General features: G+C 48.5%; 36 protein-coding genes and 1 pseudogene. 34 read left to right on the forward strand and 3 right to left on the reverse strand.

Annotated elements, in window-relative coordinates:
- Nucleotides 1–9 precede the first annotated feature (9 nt).
- Entirely contained in the window at nt 10–1,947 is a 1,938-nt protein-coding gene (locus FBY58_RS02620) for a hypothetical protein (protein ID WP_260432047.1), read from the reverse strand.
- 255 nt (nt 1,948–2,202) lie between these two features.
- Between FBY58_RS02620 and FBY58_RS02625 the strand changes: the two genes are divergently transcribed.
- Nucleotides 2,203–2,652, forward strand: a complete 450-nt coding sequence (locus FBY58_RS02625) for a GtrA family protein (RefSeq protein WP_141919360.1) — start codon at nt 2,203–2,205, stop codon at nt 2,650–2,652.
- 27 nt (nt 2,653–2,679) lie between these two features.
- Here the strand turns inward: FBY58_RS02625 and FBY58_RS02630 are convergent, their stop codons facing one another.
- Nucleotides 2,680–4,284 (reverse strand): hypothetical protein, encoded by a 1,605-nt coding sequence (locus tag FBY58_RS02630; RefSeq protein ID WP_141919361.1) that lies wholly within the window; start codon nt 4,282–4,284, stop codon nt 2,680–2,682.
- 200 nt (nt 4,285–4,484) lie between these two features.
- On the opposite strand from FBY58_RS02630, the gene FBY58_RS02635 reads away from it, so the two are divergent.
- Together FBY58_RS02635 and FBY58_RS02640 are read left to right on the forward strand one after the other, a co-directional pair.
- Nucleotides 4,485–5,654: a glycosyltransferase family 2 protein gene (locus FBY58_RS02635; RefSeq protein WP_141919362.1), complete on the forward strand. Its 1,170-nt coding sequence runs from the start codon at nt 4,485–4,487 to the stop codon at nt 5,652–5,654.
- Nucleotides 5,655–5,784: 130 nt separating this feature from the next.
- Nucleotides 5,785–6,456, forward strand: coding sequence for an RluA family pseudouridine synthase (locus tag FBY58_RS02640; protein WP_141919363.1), 672 nt, complete (start codon nt 5,785–5,787; stop codon nt 6,454–6,456).
- 110 nt (nt 6,457–6,566) lie between these two features.
- On the opposite strand, the gene arfB is transcribed toward FBY58_RS02640, so the two are convergent.
- Nucleotides 6,567–6,986: an alternative ribosome rescue aminoacyl-tRNA hydrolase ArfB gene (gene arfB / locus FBY58_RS02645; protein ID WP_141919364.1), complete on the reverse strand. Its 420-nt coding sequence runs from the start codon at nt 6,984–6,986 to the stop codon at nt 6,567–6,569.
- A gap of 111 nt (nt 6,987–7,097) precedes the next feature.
- Between arfB and FBY58_RS02650 the strand changes: the two genes are divergently transcribed.
- From FBY58_RS02650 to rpsE, 31 genes and pseudogenes are all read left to right on the forward strand, one after another.
- The gene (locus FBY58_RS02650) at nt 7,098–7,583 is read left to right on the forward strand and encodes a GAF domain-containing protein (protein WP_141919365.1); all 486 of its coding nucleotides are present in this window, start codon (nt 7,098–7,100) and stop codon (nt 7,581–7,583) included.
- A 23-nt stretch (nt 7,584–7,606) separates the two neighbouring features.
- Nucleotides 7,607–8,038: a GNAT family N-acetyltransferase gene (locus FBY58_RS02655; RefSeq protein ID WP_141919366.1), complete on the forward strand. Its 432-nt coding sequence runs from the start codon at nt 7,607–7,609 to the stop codon at nt 8,036–8,038.
- An 82-nt stretch (nt 8,039–8,120) separates the two neighbouring features.
- Nucleotides 8,121–8,867, forward strand: coding sequence for an RcnB family protein (locus FBY58_RS02660; RefSeq protein ID WP_260432051.1), 747 nt, complete (start codon nt 8,121–8,123; stop codon nt 8,865–8,867).
- A 283-nt stretch (nt 8,868–9,150) separates the two neighbouring features.
- On the forward strand, nt 9,151–10,473 hold the full coding sequence (locus FBY58_RS02665; RefSeq protein WP_141919367.1) for a pyruvate dehydrogenase complex dihydrolipoamide acetyltransferase: 1,323 nt from the start codon (nt 9,151–9,153) through the stop codon (nt 10,471–10,473).
- Complete coding sequence (locus FBY58_RS02670; protein ID WP_141919368.1) at nt 10,470–10,919, forward strand: acyl-CoA thioesterase; 450 nt, start codon at nt 10,470–10,472, stop codon at nt 10,917–10,919. Before FBY58_RS02665 ends, FBY58_RS02670 begins: the two co-directional genes overlap by 4 nt.
- A gap of 45 nt (nt 10,920–10,964) precedes the next feature.
- A pseudogene (gene lpdA, locus FBY58_RS02675) lies at nt 10,965–12,364 on the forward strand (dihydrolipoyl dehydrogenase).
- Nucleotides 12,365–12,375: 11 nt separating this feature from the next.
- On the forward strand, nt 12,376–13,083 hold the full coding sequence (locus FBY58_RS02680; protein ID WP_141919369.1) for a phosphatase PAP2 family protein: 708 nt from the start codon (nt 12,376–12,378) through the stop codon (nt 13,081–13,083).
- Between the two features lie 158 nt (nt 13,084–13,241).
- Entirely contained in the window at nt 13,242–13,367 is a 126-nt protein-coding gene (locus FBY58_RS09490) for a hypothetical protein (RefSeq protein ID WP_260432184.1), read from the forward strand.
- A gap of 109 nt (nt 13,368–13,476) precedes the next feature.
- Nucleotides 13,477–13,848 (forward strand): 30S ribosomal protein S12, encoded by a 372-nt coding sequence (gene rpsL / locus FBY58_RS02685; RefSeq protein WP_011240418.1) that lies wholly within the window; start codon nt 13,477–13,479, stop codon nt 13,846–13,848.
- A gap of 16 nt (nt 13,849–13,864) precedes the next feature.
- Nucleotides 13,865–14,335, forward strand: a complete 471-nt coding sequence (gene rpsG, locus FBY58_RS02690; RefSeq protein WP_141919370.1) for a 30S ribosomal protein S7 — start codon at nt 13,865–13,867, stop codon at nt 14,333–14,335.
- Nucleotides 14,336–14,393: 58 nt separating this feature from the next.
- Nucleotides 14,394–16,466, forward strand: coding sequence for an elongation factor G (gene fusA, locus FBY58_RS02695; RefSeq protein WP_141919371.1), 2,073 nt, complete (start codon nt 14,394–14,396; stop codon nt 16,464–16,466).
- Nucleotides 16,467–16,570: 104 nt separating this feature from the next.
- Complete coding sequence (gene tuf, locus FBY58_RS02700; protein ID WP_011240421.1) at nt 16,571–17,764, forward strand: elongation factor Tu; 1,194 nt, start codon at nt 16,571–16,573, stop codon at nt 17,762–17,764.
- Between the two features lie 106 nt (nt 17,765–17,870).
- A complete protein-coding gene (rpsJ, locus tag FBY58_RS02705) occupies nt 17,871–18,182 on the forward strand; it encodes a 30S ribosomal protein S10 (RefSeq protein ID WP_012817274.1) in 312 nt (103 codons plus the stop codon).
- Between the two features lie 316 nt (nt 18,183–18,498).
- Entirely contained in the window at nt 18,499–19,227 is a 729-nt protein-coding gene (gene rplC, locus FBY58_RS02710; RefSeq protein ID WP_141919372.1) for a 50S ribosomal protein L3, read from the forward strand.
- A 2-nt stretch (nt 19,228–19,229) separates the two neighbouring features.
- Nucleotides 19,230–19,856 (forward strand): 50S ribosomal protein L4, encoded by a 627-nt coding sequence (gene rplD / locus FBY58_RS02715; protein WP_141919373.1) that lies wholly within the window; start codon nt 19,230–19,232, stop codon nt 19,854–19,856.
- A complete protein-coding gene (locus tag FBY58_RS02720; RefSeq protein WP_141919374.1) occupies nt 19,849–20,160 on the forward strand; it encodes a 50S ribosomal protein L23 in 312 nt (103 codons plus the stop codon). The genes rplD and FBY58_RS02720 overlap by 8 nt, the downstream gene beginning before the upstream one ends.
- 4 nt (nt 20,161–20,164) lie before the next feature.
- Nucleotides 20,165–21,001: a 50S ribosomal protein L2 gene (gene rplB / locus FBY58_RS02725; RefSeq protein ID WP_141919375.1), complete on the forward strand. Its 837-nt coding sequence runs from the start codon at nt 20,165–20,167 to the stop codon at nt 20,999–21,001.
- A gap of 2 nt (nt 21,002–21,003) precedes the next feature.
- Nucleotides 21,004–21,279, forward strand: a complete 276-nt coding sequence (gene rpsS / locus FBY58_RS02730; protein WP_141919376.1) for a 30S ribosomal protein S19 — start codon at nt 21,004–21,006, stop codon at nt 21,277–21,279.
- Entirely contained in the window at nt 21,279–21,659 is a 381-nt protein-coding gene (gene rplV, locus FBY58_RS02735; protein WP_141919377.1) for a 50S ribosomal protein L22, read from the forward strand. Before rpsS ends, rplV begins: the two co-directional genes overlap by 1 nt.
- Before the next feature lies 1 nt (nt 21,660).
- Entirely contained in the window at nt 21,661–22,356 is a 696-nt protein-coding gene (gene rpsC, locus FBY58_RS02740; protein ID WP_141919378.1) for a 30S ribosomal protein S3, read from the forward strand.
- Between the two features lie 64 nt (nt 22,357–22,420).
- Nucleotides 22,421–22,852, forward strand: coding sequence for a 50S ribosomal protein L16 (gene rplP, locus FBY58_RS02745; RefSeq protein WP_011240430.1), 432 nt, complete (start codon nt 22,421–22,423; stop codon nt 22,850–22,852).
- Nucleotides 22,853–22,854: 2 nt separating this feature from the next.
- Nucleotides 22,855–23,058 carry a 50S ribosomal protein L29 gene (gene rpmC, locus FBY58_RS02750; RefSeq protein ID WP_011240431.1) on the forward strand — a complete coding sequence of 68 codons (204 nt, stop codon included), beginning with the start codon at nt 22,855–22,857 and terminating at the stop codon, nt 23,056–23,058.
- A 12-nt stretch (nt 23,059–23,070) separates the two neighbouring features.
- Nucleotides 23,071–23,322: a 30S ribosomal protein S17 gene (rpsQ, locus tag FBY58_RS02755; protein ID WP_141919379.1), complete on the forward strand. Its 252-nt coding sequence runs from the start codon at nt 23,071–23,073 to the stop codon at nt 23,320–23,322.
- Between the two features lie 67 nt (nt 23,323–23,389).
- Nucleotides 23,390–23,761 (forward strand): 50S ribosomal protein L14, encoded by a 372-nt coding sequence (gene rplN / locus FBY58_RS02760; RefSeq protein ID WP_011240433.1) that lies wholly within the window; start codon nt 23,390–23,392, stop codon nt 23,759–23,761.
- Nucleotides 23,758–24,078, forward strand: a complete 321-nt coding sequence (gene rplX, locus FBY58_RS02765) for a 50S ribosomal protein L24 (protein WP_221624818.1) — start codon at nt 23,758–23,760, stop codon at nt 24,076–24,078. Before rplN ends, rplX begins: the two co-directional genes overlap by 4 nt.
- On the forward strand, nt 24,071–24,649 hold the full coding sequence (rplE, locus tag FBY58_RS02770) for a 50S ribosomal protein L5 (protein ID WP_141919381.1): 579 nt from the start codon (nt 24,071–24,073) through the stop codon (nt 24,647–24,649). Before rplX ends, rplE begins: the two co-directional genes overlap by 8 nt.
- Nucleotides 24,650–24,692: 43 nt before the next feature.
- Nucleotides 24,693–24,998, forward strand: a complete 306-nt coding sequence (rpsN, locus tag FBY58_RS02775; protein WP_141919382.1) for a 30S ribosomal protein S14 — start codon at nt 24,693–24,695, stop codon at nt 24,996–24,998.
- Nucleotides 24,999–25,010: 12 nt separating this feature from the next.
- Nucleotides 25,011–25,406: a 30S ribosomal protein S8 gene (gene rpsH, locus FBY58_RS02780; protein ID WP_011240437.1), complete on the forward strand. Its 396-nt coding sequence runs from the start codon at nt 25,011–25,013 to the stop codon at nt 25,404–25,406.
- Nucleotides 25,406–25,939, forward strand: a complete 534-nt coding sequence (rplF, locus tag FBY58_RS02785; protein WP_141919383.1) for a 50S ribosomal protein L6 — start codon at nt 25,406–25,408, stop codon at nt 25,937–25,939. Before rpsH ends, rplF begins: the two co-directional genes overlap by 1 nt.
- Nucleotides 25,939–26,295: a 50S ribosomal protein L18 gene (gene rplR / locus FBY58_RS02790; protein ID WP_141919384.1), complete on the forward strand. Its 357-nt coding sequence runs from the start codon at nt 25,939–25,941 to the stop codon at nt 26,293–26,295. Before rplF ends, rplR begins: the two co-directional genes overlap by 1 nt.
- Nucleotides 26,296–26,997 carry a 30S ribosomal protein S5 gene (gene rpsE / locus FBY58_RS02795; RefSeq protein WP_141919385.1) on the forward strand — a complete coding sequence of 234 codons (702 nt, stop codon included), beginning with the start codon at nt 26,296–26,298 and terminating at the stop codon, nt 26,995–26,997. It begins immediately after the preceding gene.
- Nucleotide 26,998: the final 1 nt, after the last annotated feature.

The following is a 26,998-nucleotide window of genomic DNA, read 5'->3' on the forward strand; positions in this document are numbered from 1 at the left end:
AAGGGAGCATCAATTATGCTGACGGGAGGCTGTTTCTGTAGCAGCTTTAACGCGCCATAAGCGAAAAGGCGATTCTTTTGGTAACGGCATGCTTTCCAACCATGACGGCACCTGACCTTTTGCAAGCTGGGCGTAGAATCCATTTTTTGCTTCATTAAGGTAAATTGAGGATTCGGGCATCCCCGGACAAATCAATACCAGACTAATGCCGTGTCGTCTTATAATATTTTCTGCCTGTTCGGATGTCCCGCGAAAGGCATGATGCACATCCAAGATGGCGTCGGCATTGCGGTGATAGGGGCCTGCAATCGCCCGATGATGGGTCATCGAGATAAGTCTGGGTGCGAAATCAACAAAAGTTAGAACCGTGGCAGGGGGGATCGCTTCGATTGGTTTTAGTGCCGGAATGGTTGGGCATCTCCGCTCTGGATGAGAAGATGCCTTGTTATCATTGGCTGTTTTTTGATTTTGGGGCGGTTTTGCAGGTGCTGTGCTTTTTTTGGATAATAAATTTTTAAAGAAGAATTTCTTATGATCCTGATGAGACCATTCTGCTATTCTGAGCGGAAGTAGGCTGCTTGCTATGGCAAGAATAGAAAAAAGTGCCAGACTGTAGCCTAACATTTTTATCCATGATTTTTGGCCGTCCATCTTTGCCAAAAGACTCATGATCAGCCAGCAGCAAGCCGGAACAGATAGTAATTGTGCGGCTGGTGCCGTTCTTGTTTGCCAGGCGGTCATCGCCAACGCTGATAAAAAGAGCAATGTCAGATTGAGCCAGCCACCGATCTTAGGCGAAAAACGGTTATGCCACAAAGCGGGGAAAAGAGAGAGTAGTCCGACAAGCGGTAATGACAATATCAGGATAATGACCTTAATATCGCGGCTGTAAACAGGTTTTGCCTCACCGACATGTGACATCCATAATTTGTATAATTCTGGCGAAATCGCTTCGGGTCGGCCAAGGCATTGTGGCCAATTATAGGCGAATAATCCGCCGACCAAGATGGCTGCAATGATGGCTGCGATAAAGCGCAACGGCCATTCAGCGCGGATGGTTGAGATCAGAGCTACGGCTACCCCGCCGCCGATTGTAACGGTTAACCAGACGGGTGATAGGGCATCACAAACCGGTGCCCGATTGGCATAGGATGCAAAAACGAGCCAGCCGATCAAGCTGGTTGAAGCTAAGGTTAGGCCATAATATTTGAGGGCTTGGGCATGATGAATGTTTTTGACCCAAAATAACGTCTGCATACCAGCGGCAAGCGCAATATAGGGCAGCATTTCCAGACCGATAACCAGCGAAAGCGTGGACGCGATCGCTACGGTAAGAGCGCCTCTTTTTTTGTTGGCATCCGCATTTCCGGCGATAATCAGGCTAAGAAATGCCAGTTGCCAACCATGATGATCGATACGAAGCGGTAAAAACATCCCCAGCGTTATGCCTGCACAAAGAAGGAGACCACTGGCAACCAGAAAGCTTTGCGGGCTGATAAGGCGACGGCAGGTAAGGGCATTACCGAAGATAAGAAGACCCAAAGGAAGCAGCGGGGCAATAGCCGTTCCAAAGCGGATTGCGCCCATTGCGCCCAAAAAAGGTTGGGATACCGCAATTAAAGCGGCGATCGGCATATCTACCAGCCGCGACCAGTGGATATTTGCGCCTTTGGGTGGGTTTAAACGGTGCTGTGTAAGATCGAACCAGTCTTGACCGTGAAGCCAATCCCTGACTTCGGCAAGGCGTAAATTGTCATCAGTATCAGAGAGAGAAAGCCAGTAAATGCCGTGGCGATGGGTATAAAGCAGGAAACCGGCAGTCAGAATCCAAAATAGAAAGGTGATAACTCGCCAATGATTATGGCTGAGTTGATCCCATAACGTTCTTTTTCCCCATTTGTCGGAGGAAAGAAATTGGAAGGCCGATGTTGTTTCATGATCGGTCATCGAGAATTTGTCCGGATTGTTTCTTTTGATCATTAACAAAAAACTTTATTATTTCCGGAACGAAAAATCATAGCAAATCTCTGCATCCCCCAACAATATAATTGCCCCGCCTATGAACGACCGATGAGATAAAATATTTATGAATTGGGCTTTAATCTTTTTTCCAGCCGGTGCAATAGCCATGCGAAGCTAGTAGGTATCCGTGCGAATCCGCCGAGGTTGCGGGTTTATAATCCGTAAAAAAGATGAGGTCTAATGTTCCGGTCTTTCTGGTCGAGGGTAGAGTCTTTTCTTGATGAAGAAAAGCGTTTGTTTTTGGGACAGGTTATCCGTTTTGGCCTTACCGGCGGTTTTACCACTTTTTTGAACGCGGCTATTTATTATGGGGGTGCCCGATGGGGACATATCGCCCCTTTGTTATCGAACTTTCTCGGCTATTCTGTCGCGATGATCGTCGGTTATCTACTTCATAATTATTTTAGTTTTCGAGGCCATGGCTGCCAAGACAGGCATTGGCAGCTATTTTTACGTTTTTGTCTGGCCTCTTTATTGGGATTAGGGCTGAATAGTCTTTGGGTGTGGTTTATGGTCAATCATTTGCATCTGATGAAATGGACGCCCCTGCCTTTTATGGTTTTTGTAACGCCTTTGGTCAGTTTCTGGCTGAACCGCCGGTGGGTTTTTCGCCCTTCATCTAAAAAGTAAAAAAGCGCAGGGAATGAAAGGCAAAAGCTAGGAAGCTTTTGCCTTGTCCTGAAGGGGAGGCGTATCATTAAAGCGATGGTCAATCTTATACAGAATACCATTCTTGCCTGACCATACGGGTATCAGATCATCTTCATGAGGCCATAAAGACGGCGGGATATCCATAAGCCAGAAATAGTCAAAGGCTGATCTTGGAAAATATTCTAGTGTTTTATCCAGATCAGCAGAGCCTCTAAAACGGCACTGATGAGGATAAAGCGACTGGCTAGGATCATGGATGAAACGTTTGGCTTCTGGAAAGTGGATAGTCAGTAATTGCTGTCCAGCGATTGCCCATTCGCTGTTGGTGAAGGCGTCTTTTCTGACTGTCGCCATGGCTGGCAAATGGCTCATATGGTTGCTGACCCATGTCATAAGGCAGGGCGTCGAAACCATCGCCAATACCCGAGATCCCGGTGTCATAGAATCAATGGCTTTTAATTGTTTTTGGAATGCTTGGTTATAAAGCCAAAAGCTAGCTGTTGTGGCGCTGGTTCTGACAACAAAAAACAGACAGGCGGCGATTGCGGCTATGCGTGCGAAATTCTGATTTTTGGGAGGCTTTAAGCCCAGCAAAGCCAAAGCGAATAGATAAGGCACCAACCGCATATCGGCAAAAGCCGCACTCAGCAAAATGCGAGGTAGGCAGATATAGGCGAGTGACAGAACAAAACAGACAAGCCCCATTGGGCGCGCCAATCGAAAACGCCCGAGCAGCAAAATAAAAACAGCGATGCCAAGAGAGGCCATATCAAAATTTTGCCAACGGTCTCTTAAAACAGAAATAACCCATTCGATTTTAAGATCGAAGCGGAACCAGTCACCATTGCCGTCGCTAACATGACCGGAGCGCCATAGAATCATCAAGAGAACCGGCGGCAAAAGAGGCAGCATCGCCAATCCCGATTGATAACCGCTTGTTAAAAGTGCCGATAAAATCGGTTTGTTTGTCTGTCTGGCGTGATGGTAGTTGGCCGAAAAGTCAGAGGAAAAACATAAAAGGCCAAGAACACCCCAGCCATAACTATGGCATAGCCAGATAATGATTCCGACAGGAACGAAAAGAAGCGCCCTTATATAAGGATTTTTTTTCAGGGTAATCCAAAGGGCAAAGGCGTTAAGTGCCAATGCCATGGATAGGCAATAATTCAAAAAGCCAAATTGAAAAGGAAAGCCGTATATAAAAGGAAGTGCAAAGGCCGCCGTTGGTGGAATTTTGCCATGAACCGCTTTCGCAATGGCGAACATGCCCGTTGCCGTTATCAAGACCATTATGATAACGCCGATTTTCAAACCCAGCTCTAGCCCGAATAAATGAGCAAGCGGGATTATAAAAAGATCGAAGCCAAGATTGCCGACCAAATGCCAATCAAAGCTATACCATTGATGTAGCCATGGTGACTGATGGATACCCAATTCGACCCGATATCGCCCGAGATGTCCGGGGGCATCCGTTAATGGAGGCAATTCCGGCCAGAACAAAGGCACAGCAGAAAGTAGGATCAGAGCCAAAATATAAAATGGATTCTGCCACCAGTTGCTGTTTTTAAAGAATGATCGGGAAAATCGGGATGCAGGTCGAAAAGAAAACATTGCTGTGCTTATCCATTTTCCTGTTCCGATGTGCAAGATGATTTGCTTTTCTTGTATAAAGAATGCTTAGGTTAAAAAGAGTGAGGACAGGATAAAATTACAAAAAAACTATAATCTCTCTTTTGAACCCCGATCTTAACGCCTAAAAGGCTCCTCTATTCAATTCAGGCTAACCCCCCGCGATCAGGACGCGCTATTTAATGTATGATGATACCGTGAATAAACCGATATCTTCTCTTTCTTCGGAAATAAACCAGAAGAATAAAAATTTTGCACCTATGCTGTCAGTGATTATCCCTACTTATAATGAAAGAGGGAATATTGCAGCCTTGGTGGATGCAGTAAGAGATGCCCTTGGCGATATTCCATGGGAAATGATTGTTGTTGATGACGATAGTCCCGATGAAACTTATGAATTGGCTTTTAAATTAGCCCATAAGGAGCCCCGCCTTCATTGTATTAGAAGAGTAGGGCGGCGCGGATTATCGTCGGCGGTCGTTGAAGGGGCTTTGGCTGCGAATGGTGATTTTATTGCCGTGATGGATGCCGATTTCCAGCATGACGAAAAAATTCTGAAACCAATGTATGAAAAAATGATCGCGAAAGATCCTGATCTGGTTGTCGGAACCCGTTATGCCGGTGATGGTGGCGTGGGTAATTGGAATGAAACCCGCCGCCAGATGAGTGATTTTGCAACAAAATTGAGCCGTATTTTGGTGGGTGACAGGACGTCCGACCCAATGAGCGGTTTTTTCATGCTGCGTCGTGAAGTGATTGAATCATCGGTGTATGATTTGTCCCAGCAGGGATATAAAATTTTGCTGGATATCATCAGTTCGTCGCCGAAACCTCTGCATATCGAAGAAGTTTCTTATGTTTTTAGAAATCGGCGCGAGGGTGAAAGCAAAATCAGCCTACAAGTTATGGCTGAATTTTTATTCCAGATTATTGAAAAAATGTCTCACGGCCTTATTCCGGGGCGGTTCGTTTTATTTAGTGCCGTAGGGGCGCTTGGTCTCTGTGTTCATTTAGGGATTTTATTCTGTCTAAAATCCTATCAGGTGGCTTTCTTGCCTGCACAGGCGGCGGCGATTGGCTGTGCGATGTTGTTTAACTTCTTTGTTAATAACGAGCTGACCTATCGTGATCGCAAGTTAAAAGGCTGGGCATTCGTCCCGGGTTTGATTTTATTCTGCCTGATTTGCAGCATTGGTGCTTTGGCCAATATCGGCGTGGCTGAATTGGCTATCCATCGGACAGCTAGCTGGTCTTTGGCTGGATTGGCAGGTGCTTTGATTGGTGCTGCCTTTAATTTCGGAGCCGCTAGCAAGCTTATTTGGGAAAGAGTGAAAAAACCAAAACGTAAGTAGTAACGTGCTTTTTCTTTTTAAATTCGATATCAAAATCAGGTAATGCCCTCATTTGAGGGCATTGCCGTTAGGGCTGAAAATTGCGGTATGGGCGATATATTCAGCATAATTTTTAAGGTTACTTTTTTATATGCCTATACTCGCTAAACGAGTTCTTTTTATTGATGCCGAAGCGATGATTATCGACAAACCTGCAGGTTTGCCGGTGACGCCCGTTCGTGATGGCTCACTTAGCCTTGAAAATTATCTGGCTTCGCTCTGTTTTGGTTTTAAGCGTTGGCCAAGTATTGTCCATCGGTTGGATCGGGATACTTCTGGATGCCTGTTATTAGCGCGGAACCCCAAAATGCATCGCCGTTTGAGCGAAGCCTTTAATCAGGGGCAGGTAAAGAAATGCTATTGGGCTATTTTAAGCGGTGTGCCGGATAAAACCGAAGGGGTTATTGATTTACCTTTAACCAAAATATCTTCCCCGCAAACTGGATGGCGCATTGTTGCCGACAGTAAAGGGAAAAGAGCTGTAACGCAGTGGCAATTATTAGCTGAACATAACGGTTTGAGCTTGATTGCTTTTCGTCCTGAAACCGGACGCACGCATCAGTTAAGAGTCCATGCCGCAACAGGCTTAGGACTGCCTATCGTGGGTGACCCTTTTTATGGCGCCGATCAGAATCAGAAAATACCCCGAATGATGTTGCATGCCCATTCATTGGAAATTGAACGTTCGGAGAAAAAAGCTATCGCGGCGGTTGCCCCGCTTCCTAAAGCTTTTGCTGATTTGGGTTTTAAGAATAAAGGCTAATATCAGGGATGCCTGCGCCTATTTCGTGATTTTGGAATCTATTTCGGAGAGGCTTATTCTAGGCTGGCTCTGATAGGGATTTCTGGTGTGTCTTGTCTATGGTCAAAATTTTAAAAATCGGGGCGGCGGCGGCCTGATTTAACCAAGGCACGTTTATTTTTGCCTTCTAACCGTCGCTTCTTACTTGCATAGGTTGCTTTCGTCGGTTTCCGTTTTTTGGGAATAAATGTAGCTGATCTGATCAGGGCAACGAGACGCTCCATCGCATCTTGTCGATTCAAAGGTTGATCCCTGAAACGCTGTGCCTGAATAACCAGAATGCCTTTATTATTAATCCGAGATGCTGCGATTTCTTGCAAGCGGGTAATAACAAGTTCAGGCAGTCCTGAGCTAGCGATATCAAAGCGCAACTCTACTGCCGAAGAGACTTTATTGACATTTTGTCCACCGGGACCAGATGCTCTGATAAAGTATTCTTCTATACAGTCTGAACTGATGCTGATTTTTTGAGTAATAAAATATTTGGCCATTGAACTAAAATTCTACTCAGAATAGCCTTTTCTTTGTTATTATATGGATATTTTCTTCTGTGACCATATCGTGGATTGAGGGATATCAAGAATCCCGTTACTCTCCCCTGTATGTTTTCTTTCTCGATCAATACCGGCAGCAAAAAAACGCTGTATAGCGATTTGTTGGTCGCCCTTAAAGAGTTACTTTCTGAAGAGGGTGATCCGGTCGCTAATATGGCGAATACAGCGGCTTTGTTATGGACCTATATACCTGATTTGAATTGGGTCGGGTTTTATCAAGCCATTCGTAGCTATCTGATTTTAGGCCCTTTTCAAGGAAAAGTCGCTTGTGTGAAGATACCTTATGGTCGAGGTGTCTGTGGCACAGCGGCGGCAACAGGAAGAATTCAGTGTGTGCGTGATGTACATGTCTATCCCGGGCATATTTCTTGTGATCCGAGTGCCGCATCGGAATTGGTTATTCCGATAAGAGGCCGTCAAAATCAAATTTTGGCTGTTATCGATCTGGAAAGTCCGACTATGGGGCGTTTCGATACGGAAGATGTCGAAGGCTGTTCTCGTTTAATGGAAGCCTTGGGGCCTTTCTTAGGATAACATTTTGTTGCGGAGCGTGTTTGATGTCCGACATCGCCTATTCTATCGAAGAAATCTCCCTTGCTGATTGTTTGCCCCTTCGTCAGGCTTATCTTTGGCCAAGTCTGGCAGAGGAAGAATGCATTACCGATGGCGATAAAAACGCAACCCATTTTGGTGTTTTTGTTGATGGTAAATTGTCAGGCTGTGCTTCTTTTCACCATCTGGAAGATCATAAAAAAAGAATTCGGCGTGTGGCGGTTTCACCTGAATATCGAGGAAAAGGGCTGGGTAGTGCGCTTTTGAAATTTGCTATGGAAAAGCTGGTAACACCCGATTTATCAGAAATATGGTTAAATGCCCGCCTGCCAGCCCAGAATTTTTATCGTCGCCTTGGATTTGAAGCTGTGGGGGCGTGCTTTTTTGAACGCGATGTTGAAGAAATAAGAATGGTGAAAAATTATCCGGTTGGATAATCAAAAATTCTAAAATTATTTTCTTCTTTTGAAGGTTACTGATGCCTCTGTTTATTCTATAAATAGACAAAAGGCAGGTCACATGATGAAAATCCCCTTACATACAATACGTTCTATCTTGGCTACTTTGATCGTGGGGGGATTTACTTGCCCTGTATATGCACAAGGGGGCTATTCTGGTGATTTTTCTCAGGATCCGGTTGTCCGATCAGTAGATCGTGGATCGCCCTATATCATCCCGCCTAGATCCAGCGATGGTCAAAGATCGGGTAATTATGGAACCGATTATAACCGCGTAGATCAAGGGTATCAGAATAATGGTGACCGCGGCAATCAAGGGTATGCTAGGCAGCAACGCCGATTCCGTCGGGGTGAAAGGCTGCCCCCTCAATGGCATTCTTATAGCCAAGGATTGTCGGATTGGTCTGATTACGGATTACCGGCACCCGGCAATAATCAGCAGTGGATCCGATATTATCAGGATATCTTTTTGATTGATTCTGTTGGGAATATTCTAGCGGTTGCAGGGCAGAATAATGGGCCAGCGGCTTATTATGATGGCTATTATGGGAATAATGGCTATGTCGGCGGAAATTATTATGCGCCGCCTGTAGGTTATCCTGATTATTATAATTATGGTGGCGCTTATCAGCCTGCACCGCCGCCGCCTCCCCCTCCGCCTTCGACTGTGGGTAAGCGTCAGTATAAACAGCCGGAAGGTGAGGCTGTTTCTCCGATGACAGAGGATGATGCAGGCGGCTGGCGTTCCGATCCCCCACGGCAGGGGGGCGTTAGCTATGACGAACGGGAAGAATATCAGCCCCAGTAAAGTTACGTTTGTGGCGGGGGATATTGATAATTTTCTGTTGAAAATGACTTTGGAGCGATTGAAGACTTTCTGTGGACGATAATTTTCATTATCCCAATCGTTGAAGATGCTGGATTGGGGTCTGTTTCTTGACTCTGTCTAGTCTTATATGAAATGGAAATGTCTTTTAACTAGAAGGCCTTAGAGAAATTCGAGGCATTCTAGGGCTATTTTCAAGTAAGTTAATTTTAAAGGCTTCCTGCCTCTGGCAAACAGCCGTGAATAGAAAAAGGACCATGTCCGGATGTCGATTGAAGTCAAAATGCCAGCGCTTTCGCCTACAATGACAGAAGGCAACCTTGCGAAATGGCTGGTGAAAGAAGGGGATACCGTTAAGGCGGGCGATATTCTGGCCGAAGTCGAAACCGATAAAGCCATTATGGAATTCGAAACGGTTGATGGCGGTGTGATTGCTAAGATTTTAGTGCCAGAAGGCAGCGAAAATGTGGCTGTCGGACAGGTTATCGCTGTCATGGCCGAGGCGGGTGAAGACGTCGCAAAGGTAGCTGAGGCTGCTTTGTCAGAGGAATCTCAACCTGCACTTAAAGTTGAAAAAGCCGAAGATGCGCCTGAGGCGAAACCTGCTTCGGAAATACTGTCTATTGATGATTCCTTAGCAAAAGCGATCAGCAATGCTGGTTATGGCAAGAAAGCTGATGCGGTTTCTGTCCCAGATCAAGGCAAAATTGGCCGTATAAAGGCAAGCCCTTTAGCTAAGCGCTTGGCTAAGAAAAATGATGTTGATCTGAAAAATATTACGGGCAGTGGCCCTCATGGCCGGATTGTTAAAGCTGATATCGAAGCATTTATTGCGCATGCCGCTTCTAGCCCTTGTGCTGCTGCGCCAGAAATCCAGAGCAATATAACCCATGACACGCCGCATCAGAGTATCAAACTTAGCAATATGCGTCGTGTTATTGCCCGTCGTCTGACTGAGTCAAAGCAGAATATCCCGCATATTTATTTGACCGTCGATGTTCAGATGGATGCCTTGTTGAAGCTTCGATCCGAGCTAAATGAAGCGCTAGCTTCTAAAAATATCAAGGTTTCGGTCAATGATATGCTCATCAAAGCGCAGGCTTTGGCTTTGCAAGCAACGCCTAGCGTGAATGCTGCCTTTGATGGCGATCAGATGTTGCAATTTTCGCAAGCTGATATCTCTGTTGCTGTTTCTGTTGAAGGCGGCTTGATTACACCTATCTTGAAAAATGCCGATACCAAGTCTTTGTCTGCGCTTTCGGTTGAGATGAAAGAGCTGATTGCACGCGCAAGGGAAGGGCGGTTGCAACCTCAGGAATATCAGGGCGGAACGTCTAGTATTTCTAATATGGGAATGTACGGCATTAAACAGTTCAATGCTGTTATCAATCCGCCTCAGGCCTCTATTTTGGCTATTGGCAGCGGAGAGAAACGGCCTTGTGTTGTCGATAATGCTGTGACGGTCGCTACCATTGCAACGGTTACAGGCAGTTTTGACCATCGTGTTATTGATGGTGCCGATGCTGCCGCCTTTATGTCGGCCTTCAAGCATCTGGTTGAAAAGCCATTAGGGATTTTAGCACAATGAGTAATCAGGTAACAAAATCAGAAAATTCGGAAGTTTTGCCTCCTGTTGGTAATCCAGAGATCCGCGTTATTGCGATGCCTGCCAATACTAATGCCGATGGCCGGATGTTTGGTGGCTGGTTGATGGGTATGTTAGATCAGGCCGCTGGCTTGGTTGCTGCCCGTCATGCTTTGGCGCGCGTTGTTACTGTTGCTGCGGATTCGATCACTTTTCATGCCCCCGTTTTGGTGGGTGATGAGCTTTCGCTTTATGCTCGGTTGGTAAAAGTCGGACGCACATCGATGAAAATCGAAGTCGAAGGCTGGCGGCGCGTTCGGCATGAATTGGAAACGGTAAAATCAATTTCTGGCTTGTTTACTTTTGTCGCTATTGACGAGGATCGTCGCCCTTGTCGGGTGCCGCCCATTAATGAAACGCGGCTGTTGTCCGATAAAGCCGATAAATAGCAGCTAAAAAGCTTCGGCAATTATAAAGGGAAAGAGACTGAATTCATGGCTGATCATTTTGATCTGATCGTTTTGGGCGGAGGCCCCGGTGGATATGTTGCGGCAATTCGGGCAGCCCAGCTAAAACTGAAAGTGGCCTTGGTTGAACGGGTGCATTTGGGTGGAATTTGCCTGAATTGGGGCTGTATTCCGACTAAGTCACTTTTACGTTCGGCTGAAGTCTATCACGAGATGCAAAATGCAGAAGCCTATGGTTTGACGTCATTTAAACCGGATTTCGATCTCGATAGAATTATTGCTCGCTCTCGTGAGGTTGCTGCCCGTTTGGCTTCGGGAGTCAAAACCTTGTTACGGAAAAATAAGGTTGAGGTGATTAGCGGTGTAGGTCAGCTGACAAGCAACCATCAGATGCTGGTCACTACAGCCGAGGGTGAAGAAAAGGCTTTCGAAGCCAAAGATATTATTATCGCAACGGGTGCCAGAGCTAGACAACTTCCGAATGTGCGTGCAGATGGCAAGCATATCTGGACATATCACCATGCCTTGAAACCACCCGAGATGCCAAAGAAGTTATTGGTCATCGGATCTGGCGCTATTGGTGTCGAATTTGCCAGCTTCTATGCCGATTTCGGGGCTGAAGTCAGCATTGTTGAACATGCGCCGCAGATTTTGCCAATGGAAGATGCCGAAGTTAGTGCTTACGTCGCCAAGGCTTTCGCAAAGCGGGGTATTCGCATCCTGACTCAGTCGGCTTTGCAGAATTTAACGCCTGATGATGAAGGCGTGACAGCCGAGATCAGCGGAGCAGATGGCAAAGTCGTCAAAGAGCGTTTTTCTCATGCTATTGTGGCCATTGGCGTTGTCGCCAATGTCGAAGATATCGGTCTTGATAAATTAGGTGTCGAGCTTAATCGTGGCTTTATTGCTGTCGATGGCTTTGGACGTACTAATGTTAAAATGTGTGGGCGATCGGGGATGTCGCTGGTGCACCTTGCCTTGCCCATAAGGCCAGCCATCAGGGTGTGATTGCTGCCGAAGCGATTGCGGGATGTGAGCATGTTCACCCTTTGAATGCACAAAATATTCCGGGATGCACCTATGCCAGACCGCAAGTTGCCAGCGTTGGTTTGACCGAAGAAAAAGCGCGTCAGCAGGGTTATAACGTCAAAGTCGGTAACTTCCCCTTTATCGCTAATGGAAAAGCGATTGCTCAGGGTTCAACCGACGGTTTTGTGAAGACGGTCTTTGATGCTGACAGCGGTGCTCTTCTGGGGGCACATATGGTCGGTGCCGAAGTGACTGAAATGATTCAGGGCTACACGGTTGCAAGAACGTTGGAAACGACAGAAGCCGAAATTATGGAAACGATCTTTCCTCATCCGACGCTTTCGGAAGCAATGCATGAAAGTGTGCTGGCGGCCTACGGGCGCGCGTTGCATTTTTAAGGGGAGGGCACTTGCCTTTTTTTTTGAGTGGGTGGCGCTGGGTTGCTATCGTCTTTTTTTGCGTCATAGCCTTTTTGATCGGCTTTCTTACCGCATGTGAAGCACCTGGCGCTTTTGATCTTACATTATTGCATTTGATTGGGGGCTTTGCCTCCCGTCATCATTGGGTGGCCTGTATTGCCCGTGTTGGCAGTTTTACTGGCAATGTATCGGTTCGCGTCAGCCTGATTTTGATCGCTTTTGTGACGATGATAGGCTTGAAGGATAAATTAGGGGCATTTTTTGCTATTCTGGCGCCTTTGGGTGGATGGGCGTTTTTTTCGCTTTTAAAATTAGTGATTAATCGCCCTAGACCGTTAATTTTTTTCCATCTTGATCATGTTGATGGTGCCAGTTTTCCTAGTGGTCACAGCACTAATGCGATGATTGTGTATCCGATGCTGGCCTTGTTAATAAGACGCCATGGTGGACGGCTCGGCTGGCTTTATGCGTCTATCGCTTTGGCGCTTTTTGTTGGTTTGTCTCGCGTGGCATTAGCCGTGCATTGGCCTAGTGATGTTATTGCCGGATGGGTTGCCGGTAGTGCATGGCTTCTTGTTTGCTATGAGATTTGTGAACAATGGGGGCTTCGTCATGCGGATGCTCTGTCAATCAAAATGCAAGATGAGCAGGATGACGACGTAAAAGCGCATGCAAAACAAGGCAAACCAGCTTCCTGATTATGGCGATAAAAAGAAAAATCCATATTTATAAAATTGCTATGGCATGACAGAATAAAATTCTCTATATGCTATGATGGAAATGCCACATTGAGGATCAATTCCGATCTGTGTAATATTTCTTTTTCATAAAATGGCGTAGTTTTGTCGGCGGAAAGATGCTTTCCGTTGACCGTTGCCGTTATCGTCGCTATAGCGCCCGTCTACATATCCTGTCGACGGTGAATCTTTGGCGTCAGACGGGTGCGCTTGAACATTGCCATATATGCGCGTCTTTCTTTTAAAGAATTAACGTATCCGAGCTTAATAGCTCGGTGCTGTTTGTATAATTTAAACTATAGTCAGGCGCTTTTTGCATATTTTGGTAAAGTAACTCTTGAGGTGAAGGGCTTCATGCCGACGATTAATCAATTGGTCCGTAAGGGCCGTCAGTTACAGAAGGAACGTTCAAAAGTTCCTGCTATGGAGGCCAACCCGCAGAAGCGGGGTGTCTGTACCCGTGTTTATACCACGACCCCGAAGAAGCCGAACTCGGCACTTCGTAAAGTGGCTAAGGTGCGTTTGACGAACCAGCGCGAAGTTATCAGTTATATTCCAGGTGAAGGCCATAACCTTCAGGAGCATTCGGTTGTGCTCATCCGTGGTGGTCGTGTCCGCGATCTTCCTGGTGTGCGTTACCATGTTCTGCGCGGCGTTCTCGATACCCAGGGTGTCAAAGATCGTAAGCAGAGCCGTTCCAAATATGGCGCCAAACGGCCCAAGTAAGTAAGGTTGAACTGATATGGCACGTCGTCGTCGCCCGGAAAAACGTGAAATTTTACCAGATCCTAAATTTGGGGATGTGGTACTTTCAAAATTCATGAATTCTGTGATGTTGGACGGTAAAAAATCCGTCGCTGAACGCATCCTTTATTCTGCTCTGGATTCTATCGAAGCACGCGCAAAACGCGTTCCTTTGGAAGTTTTCCATGAAGCTTTGGACAATGTGAAACCAGGAATTGAAGTACGCAGCCGTCGTGTTGGTGGTGCTACTTACCAGGTCCCGGTCGAAGTCCGTCCTGATCGTGCGCAGGCATTGGCTATCCGTTGGTTAATCGCTGCTTCCCGTGCCCGTTCGGAACACAGCATGTCTGCTCGCCTGTCTGGTGAATTGCTTGATGCGGCTAACAATCGCGGCAATGCTGTCAAGAAGCGCGAAGATACCCATCGCATGGCTGAAGCCAACCGTGCGTTCTCGCATTATCGCTGGTAACGGCTTTTACCCTATACCGGGCAGTGTATAATCTGTCCGGTCACGGAGACTAAGGATCATGGCCCGCAAATATCCGCTCGATAAATATCGTAATATCGGTATTATGGCTCATATTGATGCCGGTAAAACGACCACAACCGAGCGTATTCTTTTCTATACCGGTAAGTCCTACAAGATCGGCGAAGTCCATGAAGGCACGGCGACCATGGATTGGATGGAACAGGAACAGGAGCGCGGGATCACGATCACGTCTGCTGCTACTACCTGTTTTTGGAACGACCATCGGATCAACATCATTGATACGCCAGGACATGTCGATTTCACGATTGAAGTTGAACGTTCTCTTCGTGTCTTAGATGGCGCAGTTGCCTGTTTCGATGGTGTGGCCGGTGTCGAGCCGCAGTCAGAAACAGTTTGGCGTCAGGCTGAAAAATATCACGTGCCACGTATGTGCTTCGTGAACAAGCTTGACCGCACCGGTGCAAACTTCCTCCGCTGCGTTGACATGATTCGTGATCGCCTCGGCGCTCGCCCGATGGTGCTCTACTTGCCGATCGGCCTTGAAGGTGATTTCAAGGGTTTGGTCGACCTGGTCGAAAATCGTGCTATCATTTGGCTTGAAGAAAGCCTGGGCGCAAAATTCGAATATCAGGAAATTCCCGAAGAGTATAAAGCTGACGCAGAAGCTGCGCGCGCTGAAATGATTGAAATGGCAGTTGAGCAAGACGATGCTGCTATGGAAGCCTATCTTGAGGGAACTGAACCAGACGTTGCTACGCTGAAAAAGCTGATCCGTAAGGGTACGTTGGCTCAGGATTTCGTTCCGGTTCTTTGTGGATCGGCCTTCAAGAACAAAGGCGTTCAGCCTCTCTTGGATGCAGTCGTTGACTTCTTGCCGAGCCCGTTGGACATTCCTGCGGTCGAAGGCGTGAAGATGGATGGCGAAACGAAAGATAGTCGTAAGCCGTCTGATGACGAGCCTTTCTCGGCGCTTGCGTTTAAAATCATGAACGATCCTTTCGTTGGATCGTTGACTTTTGCCCGTATTTATTCCGGTAAACTTACCAAGGGTACCGTTTTAAACTCGGTAAAAGACAAGCGCGAAAAAGTCGGTCGTATGCTTTTGATGCATGCCAATAGCCGTGAAGATCTCGATGAGGCTTATGCCGGCGATATCGTTGCCTTGGTAGGCATGAAAGAAACAACCACCGGTGACACGCTTTGTGCTCCTAACGCACCGATCATTCTGGAACGGATGGAATTTCCGGAACCTGTGATCGAAGTCGCTGTGGAACCGAAGACGAAAGCGGATCAGGAAAAGATGGGGCTGGCGCTTAACCGCTTGGCCGCTGAGGATCCTTCCTTCCGCGTTGCTTCTGATTTCGAATCCGGTCAGACGATTATTAAAGGGATGGGTGAACTCCATCTCGACATTCTTGTCGATCGTATGAAACGTGAATTCAAAGTTGAAGCAAATGTCGGCGCTCCGCAGGTTGCTTACCGCGAATCACTCGCCCGTCCGATCGATGTTGACTATACGCATAAGAAACAATCCGGTGGTTCTGGACAGTTCGGTCGCGTAAAAGTTAACCTTGTTCCGAGCGAACGTGGTGCTGGTATTCAGTTTTTCGATGAAGTCAAAGGCGGTAATATTCCTCGTGAATATATCCCTTCAGTCGAAAAAGGTATGCGTGAAACCGCAGAAACAGGTTCTTTAATCGGCTTCCCGATTATCGATTTTGAAATCCATTTGACTGATGGTGCGTATCACGATGTCGATTCTTCGGCTCTTGCCTTTGAAATTGCTGGCCGAGGTGCTATGCGTGAAGCCGCTCAGAAGGCGGGAATCAAGCTCCTTGAACCAGTAATGCGGGTTGAGGTGATCACGCCGGAGGATTATCTCGGTGACGTGATCGGTGATATGAATTCGCGGCGCGGCCAGATTCAGGGCACCGACACGCGCGGTAATGCCCAGGTCGTTGAAGCGATGGTGCCGCTGGCTAACATGTTCGGCTATGTGAACCAGCTACGTTCCTTTACACAGGGACGCGCCCAGTATTCGATGCAGTTTTCGCATTATGACGAAGTCCCGGCAAATGTCGCGGACGAGTTAAAATCGAAGATGGCTTAATTAAATACTGGCATAAACCGAAAAATGTCGTTATGAGCGCGCCGGAAGAAGCGCGGCGCGCTCAATACAATAGTGATAAAAGCGGTAACAAAAAGAGGTAACTAATGGCGAAAGCTAAGTTTGAGCGGAATAAGCCGCATTGCAATATCGGTACCATTGGTCACGTCGATCATGGTAAAACTACCCTGACGGCAGCCATCACCAAAGTTTTGGCTGAAGCAGGCGGCGGCAACACTTTTGTTGATTATGCCAACATCGATAAAGCTCCGGAAGAACGTGAACGCGGTATCACGATTTCAACGTCTCACGTTGAATACGAAACCGAAACCCGGCATTATGCCCACGTCGATTGCCCGGGTCATGCCGATTATGTGAAGAACATGATCACCGGTGCTGCCCAGATGGATGGCGCAATCTTGGTTGTGTCCGCTGCTGATGGTCCTATGCCCCAAACCCGTGAGCACATCCTGCTCGCTCGTCAGGTCGGTGTTCCTGCCCTTGTTGTTTTCATGAACAAGGTTGATCAGGTCGATGATCCAGAACTTCTGGAACTCGTCGAAATGGAAATCCGCGAACTTCTTTCCAGCTATGACTTCCCAGGCGACGATATTCCTATCGTTAAGGGTTCTGCTCTGGCTGCTCTGGAAGACAAAAATCCGGAAATCGGCAAAGAAGCTATTCTTTCTTTGATGGCTGCTGTTGACGAATACATTCCTCAGCCGGAACGTCCGCTGGACAAAAGCTTCCTGATGCCGATCGAAGATGTGTTCTCCATCTCTGGTCGTGGTACGGTTGTTACCGGTCGTGTTGAAACTGGTATCGTCAAGGTCGGTGAAGAAGTCGAAATCGTTGGTCTTCGTGACACCAAAAAGACCACCGTTACGGGCGTTGAAATGTTCCGCAAGTTGCTGGATCAAGGTCAGGCCGGTGATAACATCGGTGCTCTGCTTCGTGGTACGGCTCGTACGGAAGTTGAACGCGGTCAGGTTTTGGCTAAACCGGGTTCCATCACGCCGCATACCGAATTCAAGGCAGAAGTTTATGTTCTGTCGAAAGATGAAGGTGGCCGTCACACCCCGTTCTTCGCGAACTATCGTCCGCAGTTCTATTTCCGCACCACTGACGTCACCGGCGAAATCACTTTGCCTGAAGATGTCGAAATGGTTATGCCAGGCGACAACATTGCGTTTGGTGTGAAATTGATTGCTCCGATCGCTATGGATCCGGGTCTTCGCTTCGCTATCCGCGAAGGTGGTCGTACCGTTGGCGCTGGCGTTGTCAGCTCCATCATTAAATAATTTCGTTAGCTAACCGGCATCCCGCCGGTTAGCTCTCATTTTTTAGGTGGGCGCCGAAAGACTCTTGTCTTAGGCGCCTCCTCGTTCTTTGAAATGGTTAGGGAATATGGATACGCAGAATATTCGCATTCGCCTCAAGGCGTTTGATCATCGTGTTTTAGATCAGGCTACGGGAGATATCGCCGACACCGCTCGTCGGACTGGTGCTCTTATTCGCGGACCGATTCCCTTGCCAACGCGCATCGAGAAGTTCACGGTTAACCGTGGTCCTCACATCGATAAAAAATCGCGTGAACAGTTTGAAGTGCGTACCTATAAACGCCTTCTGGATATCGTTCAGCCAACCCCGCAGACTGTCGATGCTTTAATGAAGCTTGACCTCGCAGCAGGTGTTGAAGTTGAAATCAAATTAGCTTAATAAAGCTTTTGAGCCGGATACCAAGACAACCGGTTCTCTCTTAATTTCTGCCATGGTGATATTTTTTTCACTTTCCTGAAAAGGGAAGGGTAGATTTCTTTAGTGAAATACGATATTCACCATTGCAGACAAGCAGGGATACCGACCAGTTTTTACTGGTGTCATGCGTCCCCGCCTTATTTACTATGTTTCATAGTATATGGCCCTGGCGGGGGCTTCTATTGTAAAAGGGGCCGGCTCCTTCGTCATTCGGACGTAGGAGCTTTTCGTTTATCATGCTCGCCGCTGTCGTGAGCCTCTGAAGGAGTAATGGATCATGCGTACTGGCGTGATCGCCAAGAAGGTCGGAATGACGCGTCTGTTTCAGGAAGATGGTCGGCATGTGCCGGTAACCGTCCTGAAGCTTGAAGATGTGCAGGTCGTGGCCGTCAAAAATAAAGATCAGGATGGATACGTTGCTGTTCAGCTTGGTGCAGGTTCTGCAAAAGCTAAAAACGTTACCAAGCCTGTTCGTGGCCATTTTGCTAAAGCCGAAGTCGAGCTTAAAGCGAAATTGGTCGAATTTCCCGTTTCCGAAGATGCTGTTTTAGAAGTTGGAACAGCGATTTCAGCTGATCACTTCATTGCAGGTCAGTTGGTTGATATTTCGGGTCAGACTCAGGGTAAAGGTTTTGCCGGTGCTATGAAGCGCTGGGGCTTTGGTGGTTTGCGTGCCACCCATGGTGTGTCTTTGTCTCACCGTTCCCATGGTTCTACCGGTAATCGCCAGGATCCGGGTCGCGTTTTCAAAAACAAGAAGATGGCCGGACACATGGGTGCCCGCCAGCGTACTCAGCAAAATTTGGAAGTTGTTTCCACCGATGCTGAACGCGATCTGATTTTTGTTCGTGGTTCTGTCCCCGGTTCAAAGGGTGCATGGTTGATCGTTCGTGATGCTGTTAAAGTAGCTCGTCCGGCCGATGTTCCTTATCCGGCTGCCGTTAAAGCCGCGAATGGCAACGAGGCTCCGGCTGCGCCGGTGGCCGCAGAAGGTCAGGAGGGCTGATCATGAAATTAGAAGTTCAGTCCCTCGATGCATCTAAGAAGGGTAGCATCGAGCTTAACGATGCCGTTTTCGACATCGAACCGCGTGCTGATATTTTGCATCGTGTCGTAACATGGCAGTTGGAAAAACGTCGTGCACCGACCCGCGCTACGCGTGAACGTTCTGATGTTGCACGCACGGGTAAAAAGTTCGGCCGCCAAAAAGGTGGTGGTACCGCCCGTCATGGCGATCGTCGCTCACCGATCTTTATCGGTGGTGGTAAAGCCCATGGTGCAAGAGCGCGCGTTTTCAATCCTTCTTTGAACAAGAAGGTTCGCGCCCTTGGTCTTCGTATGGCTCTGTCTTCCAAAGCAAAAACCGGCGCTTTAGTCGTTGTTGACGCTTTGGATATCAACGAATCAAAGACCAAGCTCTTAGCAGCACAGATCCAGTCTTTAGGCTTTGGTCCGAAGGTTTTGGTTGTCGATGGTGATGCGGTAAACGAAAATTTTGCCCTTGCTTCAAGCAACCTTGTCGGTATCGATGTGTTGCCGGCTTTGGGTGCCAATGTCTATGACATTCTGAAACATGATACACTGGTGCTGACCCGCGCTGCTGTTGAAAAGCTGGAGGCTCGTCTCAATGGCTAAAAGTCAGGATGGGGTGGCAATTCGCCACTATGATGTTGTGCTCGGTCCGCACATCACCGAAAAATCGACTATGGTCTCTGAATTTAATGCGGTGGTCTTCAAGGTAGCTGCTGATGCGACGAAGCCTGAAATTAAAGAAGCTGTTGAAGCTTTGTTCGGGGTTTCTGTCAAATCGGTGAATACCGTTATCACCAAAGGCAAGACCAAAAAGTGGAAAGGCCGTCCTTATCGGCGGTCAGACGTCAAAAAGGCGATCGTGACTCTGGCTGAAGGTCAGTCAATCGATGTGACGACAGGGGTCTAGGACGATGGCTCTTAAGCATTATAATCCGACCAGCCCGGCCCGCCGTGGCCTTATCCTGGTCGATCGCTCGTCTTTGTGGAAAGGTAGCCCGGTTAAGTCCCTCACCGAAGGGAAAAACAAAACCGGTGGCCGGAACAACAAAGGTCACAGAACTTCACGCGGCATCGGCGGTGGTCACAAGCAGAAATATCGGCTTGTTGATTTCAAGCGTCGTAAATGGGACATGCCAGCTACGGTTCAGCGGATTGAATATGATCCGAACCGTTCTGCTTTTATTGCCCTGGTCGAATATGAGGATAAGAGCTTAGCTTATATCCTTGCTCCGCAGCGTTTGGGTGTTGGTGATTCTATCATTGCTTCCCGCAAAGCGGACGTAAAACCCGGCAATGCCATGGAAATTGGCCAGGCTCCGCTTGGTACCATTGTGCATAACATTGAGCTTAAACCTAGCAAAGGTGGTCAGCTCGCTCGTGCTGCTGGTGCTTACGCTCAGATTGTCGGCCGTGACAAAGGCATGGTGATGATTCGCCTGAACTCAGGTGAACAGCGCTATATCCGTTCCGATTGTATGGTTACTGTTGGTGCTGTATCCAACTCTGACAATGCTAATCAGAACTTCGCCAAAGCCGGTCGTAACCGTTGGCTTGGTCGTCGCCCGTTGACCCGTGGTGTTGCAAAGAACCCGGTCGATCATCCTCATGGTGGTGGTGAAGGCCGCACATCAGGTGGTCGTCATCCGGTAACACCTTGGGGTAAACCGACCAAGGGTGCTCGCACCCGTTCGAATAAGGCGACGGACAAGTTCATCATCCGTTCGCGTCACGCGAAGAAGAAGAGGTAAGCATGGCCCGCTCCGTTTGGAAAGGTCCGTTTGTCGAACTGTCTCTGTTGAAAAAAGCAGAGACGGCTCAGGACAGCAGCAACCGGGCTCCCATCAAGACCTGGTCGCGTCGTTCGACGATTCTGCCACAGTTTGTTGGTTTGACTTTCAATGTCTATAACGGTCGCAAATTTGTGCCGGTATCAGTCAATGAAGAAATGGTTGGTCATAAACTGGGTGAATTTGCGCCAACGCGTACGTTCCCCGGCCATGCCGCTGACAAGAAGGGTAAGCGCTAATGTCTAAGCCGCAAGCTCCCCGTCGCGTCGGTGAAAAGGAGGCCTTAGCCGTCGCCACCACCGTTCGCGGTAGCTCTTACAAGCTTAATCTTGTCGCGGGTTTAATCCGTGGCAAGAAAGCTGGTGAAGCCCTGAACATTTTGAGCTTCTCCACAAAAGCAATGGCAAAAGATGTCCGCAAGGTTCTTGCTTCTGCTATTGCCAACGCCGAGAATAACCATAATCTCGACGTTGACGCCCTGATTGTGAAAGAGGCATCGGTCGGTAAATCGATCGTGATGAAGCGTTTCGCAACCCGTGCCCGCGGTCGTTCGACTCAGATCATCAAGCCATTTTCGCGTATCCGTGTCGTTGTTCGCGAACAGGAAGAGGCTGAATAAGATGGGTCATAAATCCAACCCAATCGGTATGCGGCTGCAGATTAATCGCACATGGGATAGCCGCTGGTTCGCCCAAGGTAGCGATTATGGCCAGCTGTTGCTTGAAGATATCAAGATCCGCAAATTCATCATGAAAACGCTGCCGCAGGCTGCGATTTCAAAAGTGGTGATTGAGCGTCCAGCTAAATTATGCCGCATTTCGATCTATGCTGCCCGTCCTGGTGTTATCATCGGGAAAAAAGGCGCAGACATCGAAAAGCTGCGTAAAAAACTGGATTCGATGACTGAAAGTGGTGTTTCTCTGAACATCGTTGAAATCCGTAAACCGGAAATCGATGCTCAGTTGGTCGCCCAAGGCATCGCCGATCAGCTTGAACGGCGTGTTGCTTTCCGGCGTGCTATGAAGCGTGCCGTTCAGTCAGCTCTGCGTCTTGGTGCCCAAGGTGTCAGAATTACTTGCGGTGGACGTTTGGGTGGTGCTGAAATTGCCCGGACCGAATGGTATCGTGAAGGCCGTGTGCCGTTGCATACCCTGCGCGCAAATGTCGATTATGCCGAAGCTGAGGCTCATACCGCTTATGGTGTGTGCGGAATCAAGGTCTGGATCTTTAAGGGCGAAATCATGGCACATGATCCCTTAGCTCAAGATCGGCTGATGGTAGAAGCTCAGACGTCGGGGGTCCGGCCGACGCGGTAAGGGGTAACCCCCTTATCAGCGTCGCCTGATCGACCGGATAATCGGTGTCAGAAGGCGAATTAAAATGCTGCAACCGAAACGAACTAAATTTCGTAAGGCCCACAAGGGTCGTATTCATGGTAACGCACCTGGCGGTGCAACGCTTAATTTCGGTGCGTATGGTCTGAAGGCTATGGAGCCAGATCGGATTACCGCACGTCAGATCGAAGCTGCTCGTCGTGCTATTACCCGTCACATCCGCCGTCAGGGACGGCTATGGATCCGTATTTTCCCGGATGTGCCTGTTTCCAGCAAACCTGCTGAAGTCCGCATGGGCTCCGGTAAAGGTTCTCCGGAATTTTGGGTCGCTCGTGTGAAACCCGGTCGTATTCTTTTTGAATTAGATGGTGTTCCTGGCCCGATCGCTCGCGTTGCTTTTGAACGCGCCGCAGCGAAATTGCCCATCAAAGTGAAGGTTGTTGCCCGTTTGGGTGAAACCATATATGAAGAGGCCTAAATATGGCGAAGATTGACGATCTCAAAGCAAAGAGTGACGATCAACTTGCCGTCGAGCTGGGTGAAATGAAGCGTGAGCAGTTTAATCTGCGTTTTCAGTCGGCCACTGGTCAGCTGGAAAAACCCGCCCGGGTTCGCGAAGTGCGTCGCACTATTGCTCAGATTAAGACTTTACAGGCCGAGCGTCAGCGCTCGGCAACCAAGTAAGGATTTCTCATCATGCCCAAACGTGTGCTGACGGGAACCGTGGTCTCTGATAAGACCGACAAAACGGTAGTGGTTTTGGTCGAGCGTAAAGTGAAACATCCCCTTTACGGTAAGATCATCCGCTTGTCGAAAAAATATCATGCTCATGACGAGCAAAACGCCTATCATGAAGGTGAAATTGTGCGTATTGAAGAATGCGCGCCAGTTTCAAAACTTAAGTCATGGCGTGTGCTTGAAAAAGCAGATAAAGCGCCTGCTGCTTAATTATTAAGCTTGCAGGTATAGAGAGGCTTTCCCGGCTAGTCCGGGTTTGAAAAGAAGGGTCTGATATATGATCCAGATGCAAACGAACCTTGACGTTGCCGACAACAGCGGTGCGAAGAGGGTGCAGTGCATCAAGGTGCTGGGCGGTTCTAAGCGTCGTACCGCGACTGTTGGCGATGTTATCGTTGTATCAGTCAAGGAAGCCGCACCGCGCGGGCGCGTTAAGAAGGGTGACGTCCATCGTGCCGTTATCGTTCGCACTGCCAAAGATATTCATCGTGCCGATGGTTCGGTGATTCGTTTCGACGGTAATGCGGCTGTCCTGATCAACAAAACGAGTGGTGAACCTATTGGTACTCGTATTTTTGGTCCGGTGGTACGTGAATTACGGGCGCGTAACCATATGAAAATTATTTCGCTTGCGCCTGAGGTGTTGTGATGGCGGCTAAAATTAAAAAAGGTGATCGCGTGGTTATCTTGTCCGGTAAGGATAAGGGTAAGCACGGCGAAGTAACCCAGGCTATGCCAAAAGAAGGCAAGGTTATTGTTTCGGGTATCAACATTGTAACCCGTCACCGTAAACCGAGCCAGGCTAACCCCCAGGGCGGGCTGGATCGTATGGAAGCGCCGATTGCTGCCTCTAAGGTTGCAGTCGAAGATCCTAAAACGGGTAAAGCTACCCGGGTCCGTTTTGATGTACGTGACGGTAAGAAAATACGCGTCGCGGTAAAGTCAGGGGAGGCGATCAATGGCTAAAGCCTATGTTCCACGCCTGAAAACGCAGTATGAGGACGAGATCGTCAAAGCAATGACCGAGAAATTCGGTTATAAAAATGCTTTTGAAGTTCCGAAACTCACAAAAATCGTCCTTAACATGGGCGTTGGTGAAGCAACTCAGGACAAGAAAAAGGTTGACCAAGCTGCAGCTGAAATGGAGCTGATTGCTGGTCAGAAGCCTGTTGTCACCCGTGCAAAGAAATCTATCGCGCAGTTCAAATTGCGTGAAGGTATGCCGATCGGTGTCAAGGTCACGCTCCGTCGTGAACGTATGTTCGAGTTCCTCGATCGTTTCTTAACGATTGCGCTTCCTCGCGTTCGTGACTTCCGTGGGTTGAATCCAAAATCCTTTGATGGTCGTGGCAACTATGCTACCGGCATCAAAGAACAGCTGATTTTTCCGGAAATCAGCTATGACCAGGTTTCCACCATCCGCGGTATGGATGTCGTCGTTGCCACTACGGCCAAGACGGATGATGAAGCACGTGAATTGCTTCGCTTGTTCGGCTTCCCGTTTCCGGCTGACACTACACAGAAAAAGGCAGCCTGATTTTATGAATCAGGCAGCTCTTTAAGGAAAGAGAACTTAAGTCATGGCGAAACTGAGTTCGATTAACAAGAACGAAAAGCGCAAAAAAATGGCTAAAGCCTATGCCGGTAAGTATTCCCGGTTAAAGGCTGTAGCCAATGACAAAAGCCTCGATGAGACGGATCGTCTTATCGCACGGCTGAAAATGGCTGAATTGCCACGGAATGCGAATCCGACTCGTGTTCGCAACCGTTGTGCATTAACTGGCCGCCCGCGCGGTTATTATCGTAAGTTCCAGCTCTGCCGCATCCAGTTGCGTGATCTGGCTAATAAAGGCCTGATTCCAGGCGTCACCAAGTCGAGCTGGTAGGGGATATATAAAATGGCATTGTCCGATCCTCTGGGTGATTTGCTCACCCGTATTCGCAACGGCCAGCATGCCCGCAAAGATAGCGTGGTATCTCCTGCATCTAAATTGCGCGTTCGCGTATTAGATGTGCTGGCACGTGAAGGCTATATTCGCGGTTACACTGAAGCCAAGCTTGGCAATCATGACGCACTGCGCATTGAGCTGAAATATTTTGAAGGCCAGCCGGCTATTCATCATCTTGCTCGCGTTTCCAAACCGGGTCGTCGTATCTATTCTGGTTCACGCGAATTACCGCGTGTCCGTAATGGACTTGGCATCACGATCGTTTCAACGCCTAAGGGTGTTCTTTCTGATGCAGAAGCCCGTGACCAGAATGTCGGCGGTGAAGTCCTTGCGGAGGTGTTCTGATGAGCCGTATCGGTAAAAAACCGGTGGCTATCCCAACGGGCGTCACCGCAAATATTGCAGATGGTGTGCTTTCAGTAAAAGGTCCCAAAGGCGAGCTTTCTATGCCTTTGTCTTCTGAAGTGACTTATTCACTTGAAGATGGCCAGCTTTCTGTAAAGCCGATCAATGATACCAAGCGCTCCCGTTCTTTTTGGGGCATGCAGCGCACTTTGGTACAGAATCTGATCGATGGTGTGACTCAAGGTTATTCCAAAACCCTTCAGATCACGGGTGTCGGTTATCGCGCTGCTTCACAGGGCAAAACCCTGAAGCTGCAGCTTGGCTACAGCCACGATATCGATTTTGCTATACCGGAAGGTATCACGATCCAGACGCCCGAACCGACGACTGTCAATATCTCTGGTATTGATAAGCAGAAAGTCGGTCAGGTCGCGGCTGAGATTCGTCGCTGGCGTCGCCCTGAACCCTATAAGGGTAAGGGTATTAAGTATGCCGGTGAGTTCATCTTCCGTAAGGAAGGGAAGAAGAAATAATGGCCAAAGGTCTTTCTCTTTTTGAGCGGCGCCGTCAGCGTGTTCGTACTACGCTGCGTGCCAAGGGTAATCATCGTCCCCGTTTATCTGTCCATCGCTCCGGCCAGCATATTTATGCTCAGGTCATTGATGATGACCAGAGACGCACAGTTGTTGCTGCTTCTACGCTTGAAAAAGCTGTAAGAGACAAAACGGGTGCCACTGTTTCGGCTGCTGCTGAAACGGGTAAACGTTTAGCAGAACGCGCTTCTGCGGCTGGTATCACCAAGGTTGTATTCGACCGCGGGGGATTTTTATTTCATGGGCGGGTGAAAGCTCTGGCTGATGCTGCCCGTGAAGGCGGATTGGAGTTCTAAATGGCTGACGAAAGCGAAATCCAGAAAACGGAAAATGCCGAAGTTGCCAATGCTGCTAACGGCACCAATCCGAACAACGAACGTCGTGGCCGTGGTGGTCGTGGCCGTGGTGGCCGTGGTCGTGATGGCCGTGGTCGTCGCGATGACCGTCGCAACGAAGACGCCGGTGAAGAGCTGATTGAAAAGCTGGTTCACATTAACCGTGTTTCAAAGACGGTTAAGGGTGGTAAGCGTTTCGGTTTTGCTGCTCTGGTCGTAGTCGGTGACGGCAAAGGCCGCGTCGGTTTCGGTCATGGTAAGGCTCGCGAAGTTCCGGAAGCAATTTCCAAGGCAACTGCTGCAGCTAAGAAAACCATGATTCGCGTTCCGCTTCGCGAAGGTCGCACCTTGCATCATGATGGCCGTGGCCGCTTCGGCGCCGGTCTTGTCTATCTGCGTTCGGCACCGTCAGGTACCGGTATCATCGCAGGTGGTCCAATGCGTGCTATCTTCGAAAGCCTTGGTGTTGCTGACGTCGTGACGAAGTCTGTCGGCACCAGCAATCCTTACAATATGATCCGTGCTACCTTTGAAGCGCTGAATGATCAGAAGAGTCCGAAAGCCGTCGCACAGCGTCGCGGTAAGCGGATTGCTGATCTCTTCAGCCGTGGTGGTGCTTCTGCAGCTAAGGCTGAAGCTGATGCTGCTGCGGTTGTGGAGTAAA

Origin of the sequence: Zymomonas mobilis (assembly GCF_006715975.1) — a bacterium.
GTDB classification, from domain to species: Bacteria; Pseudomonadota; Alphaproteobacteria; order Sphingomonadales; family Sphingomonadaceae; genus Zymomonas; species Zymomonas mobilis_B.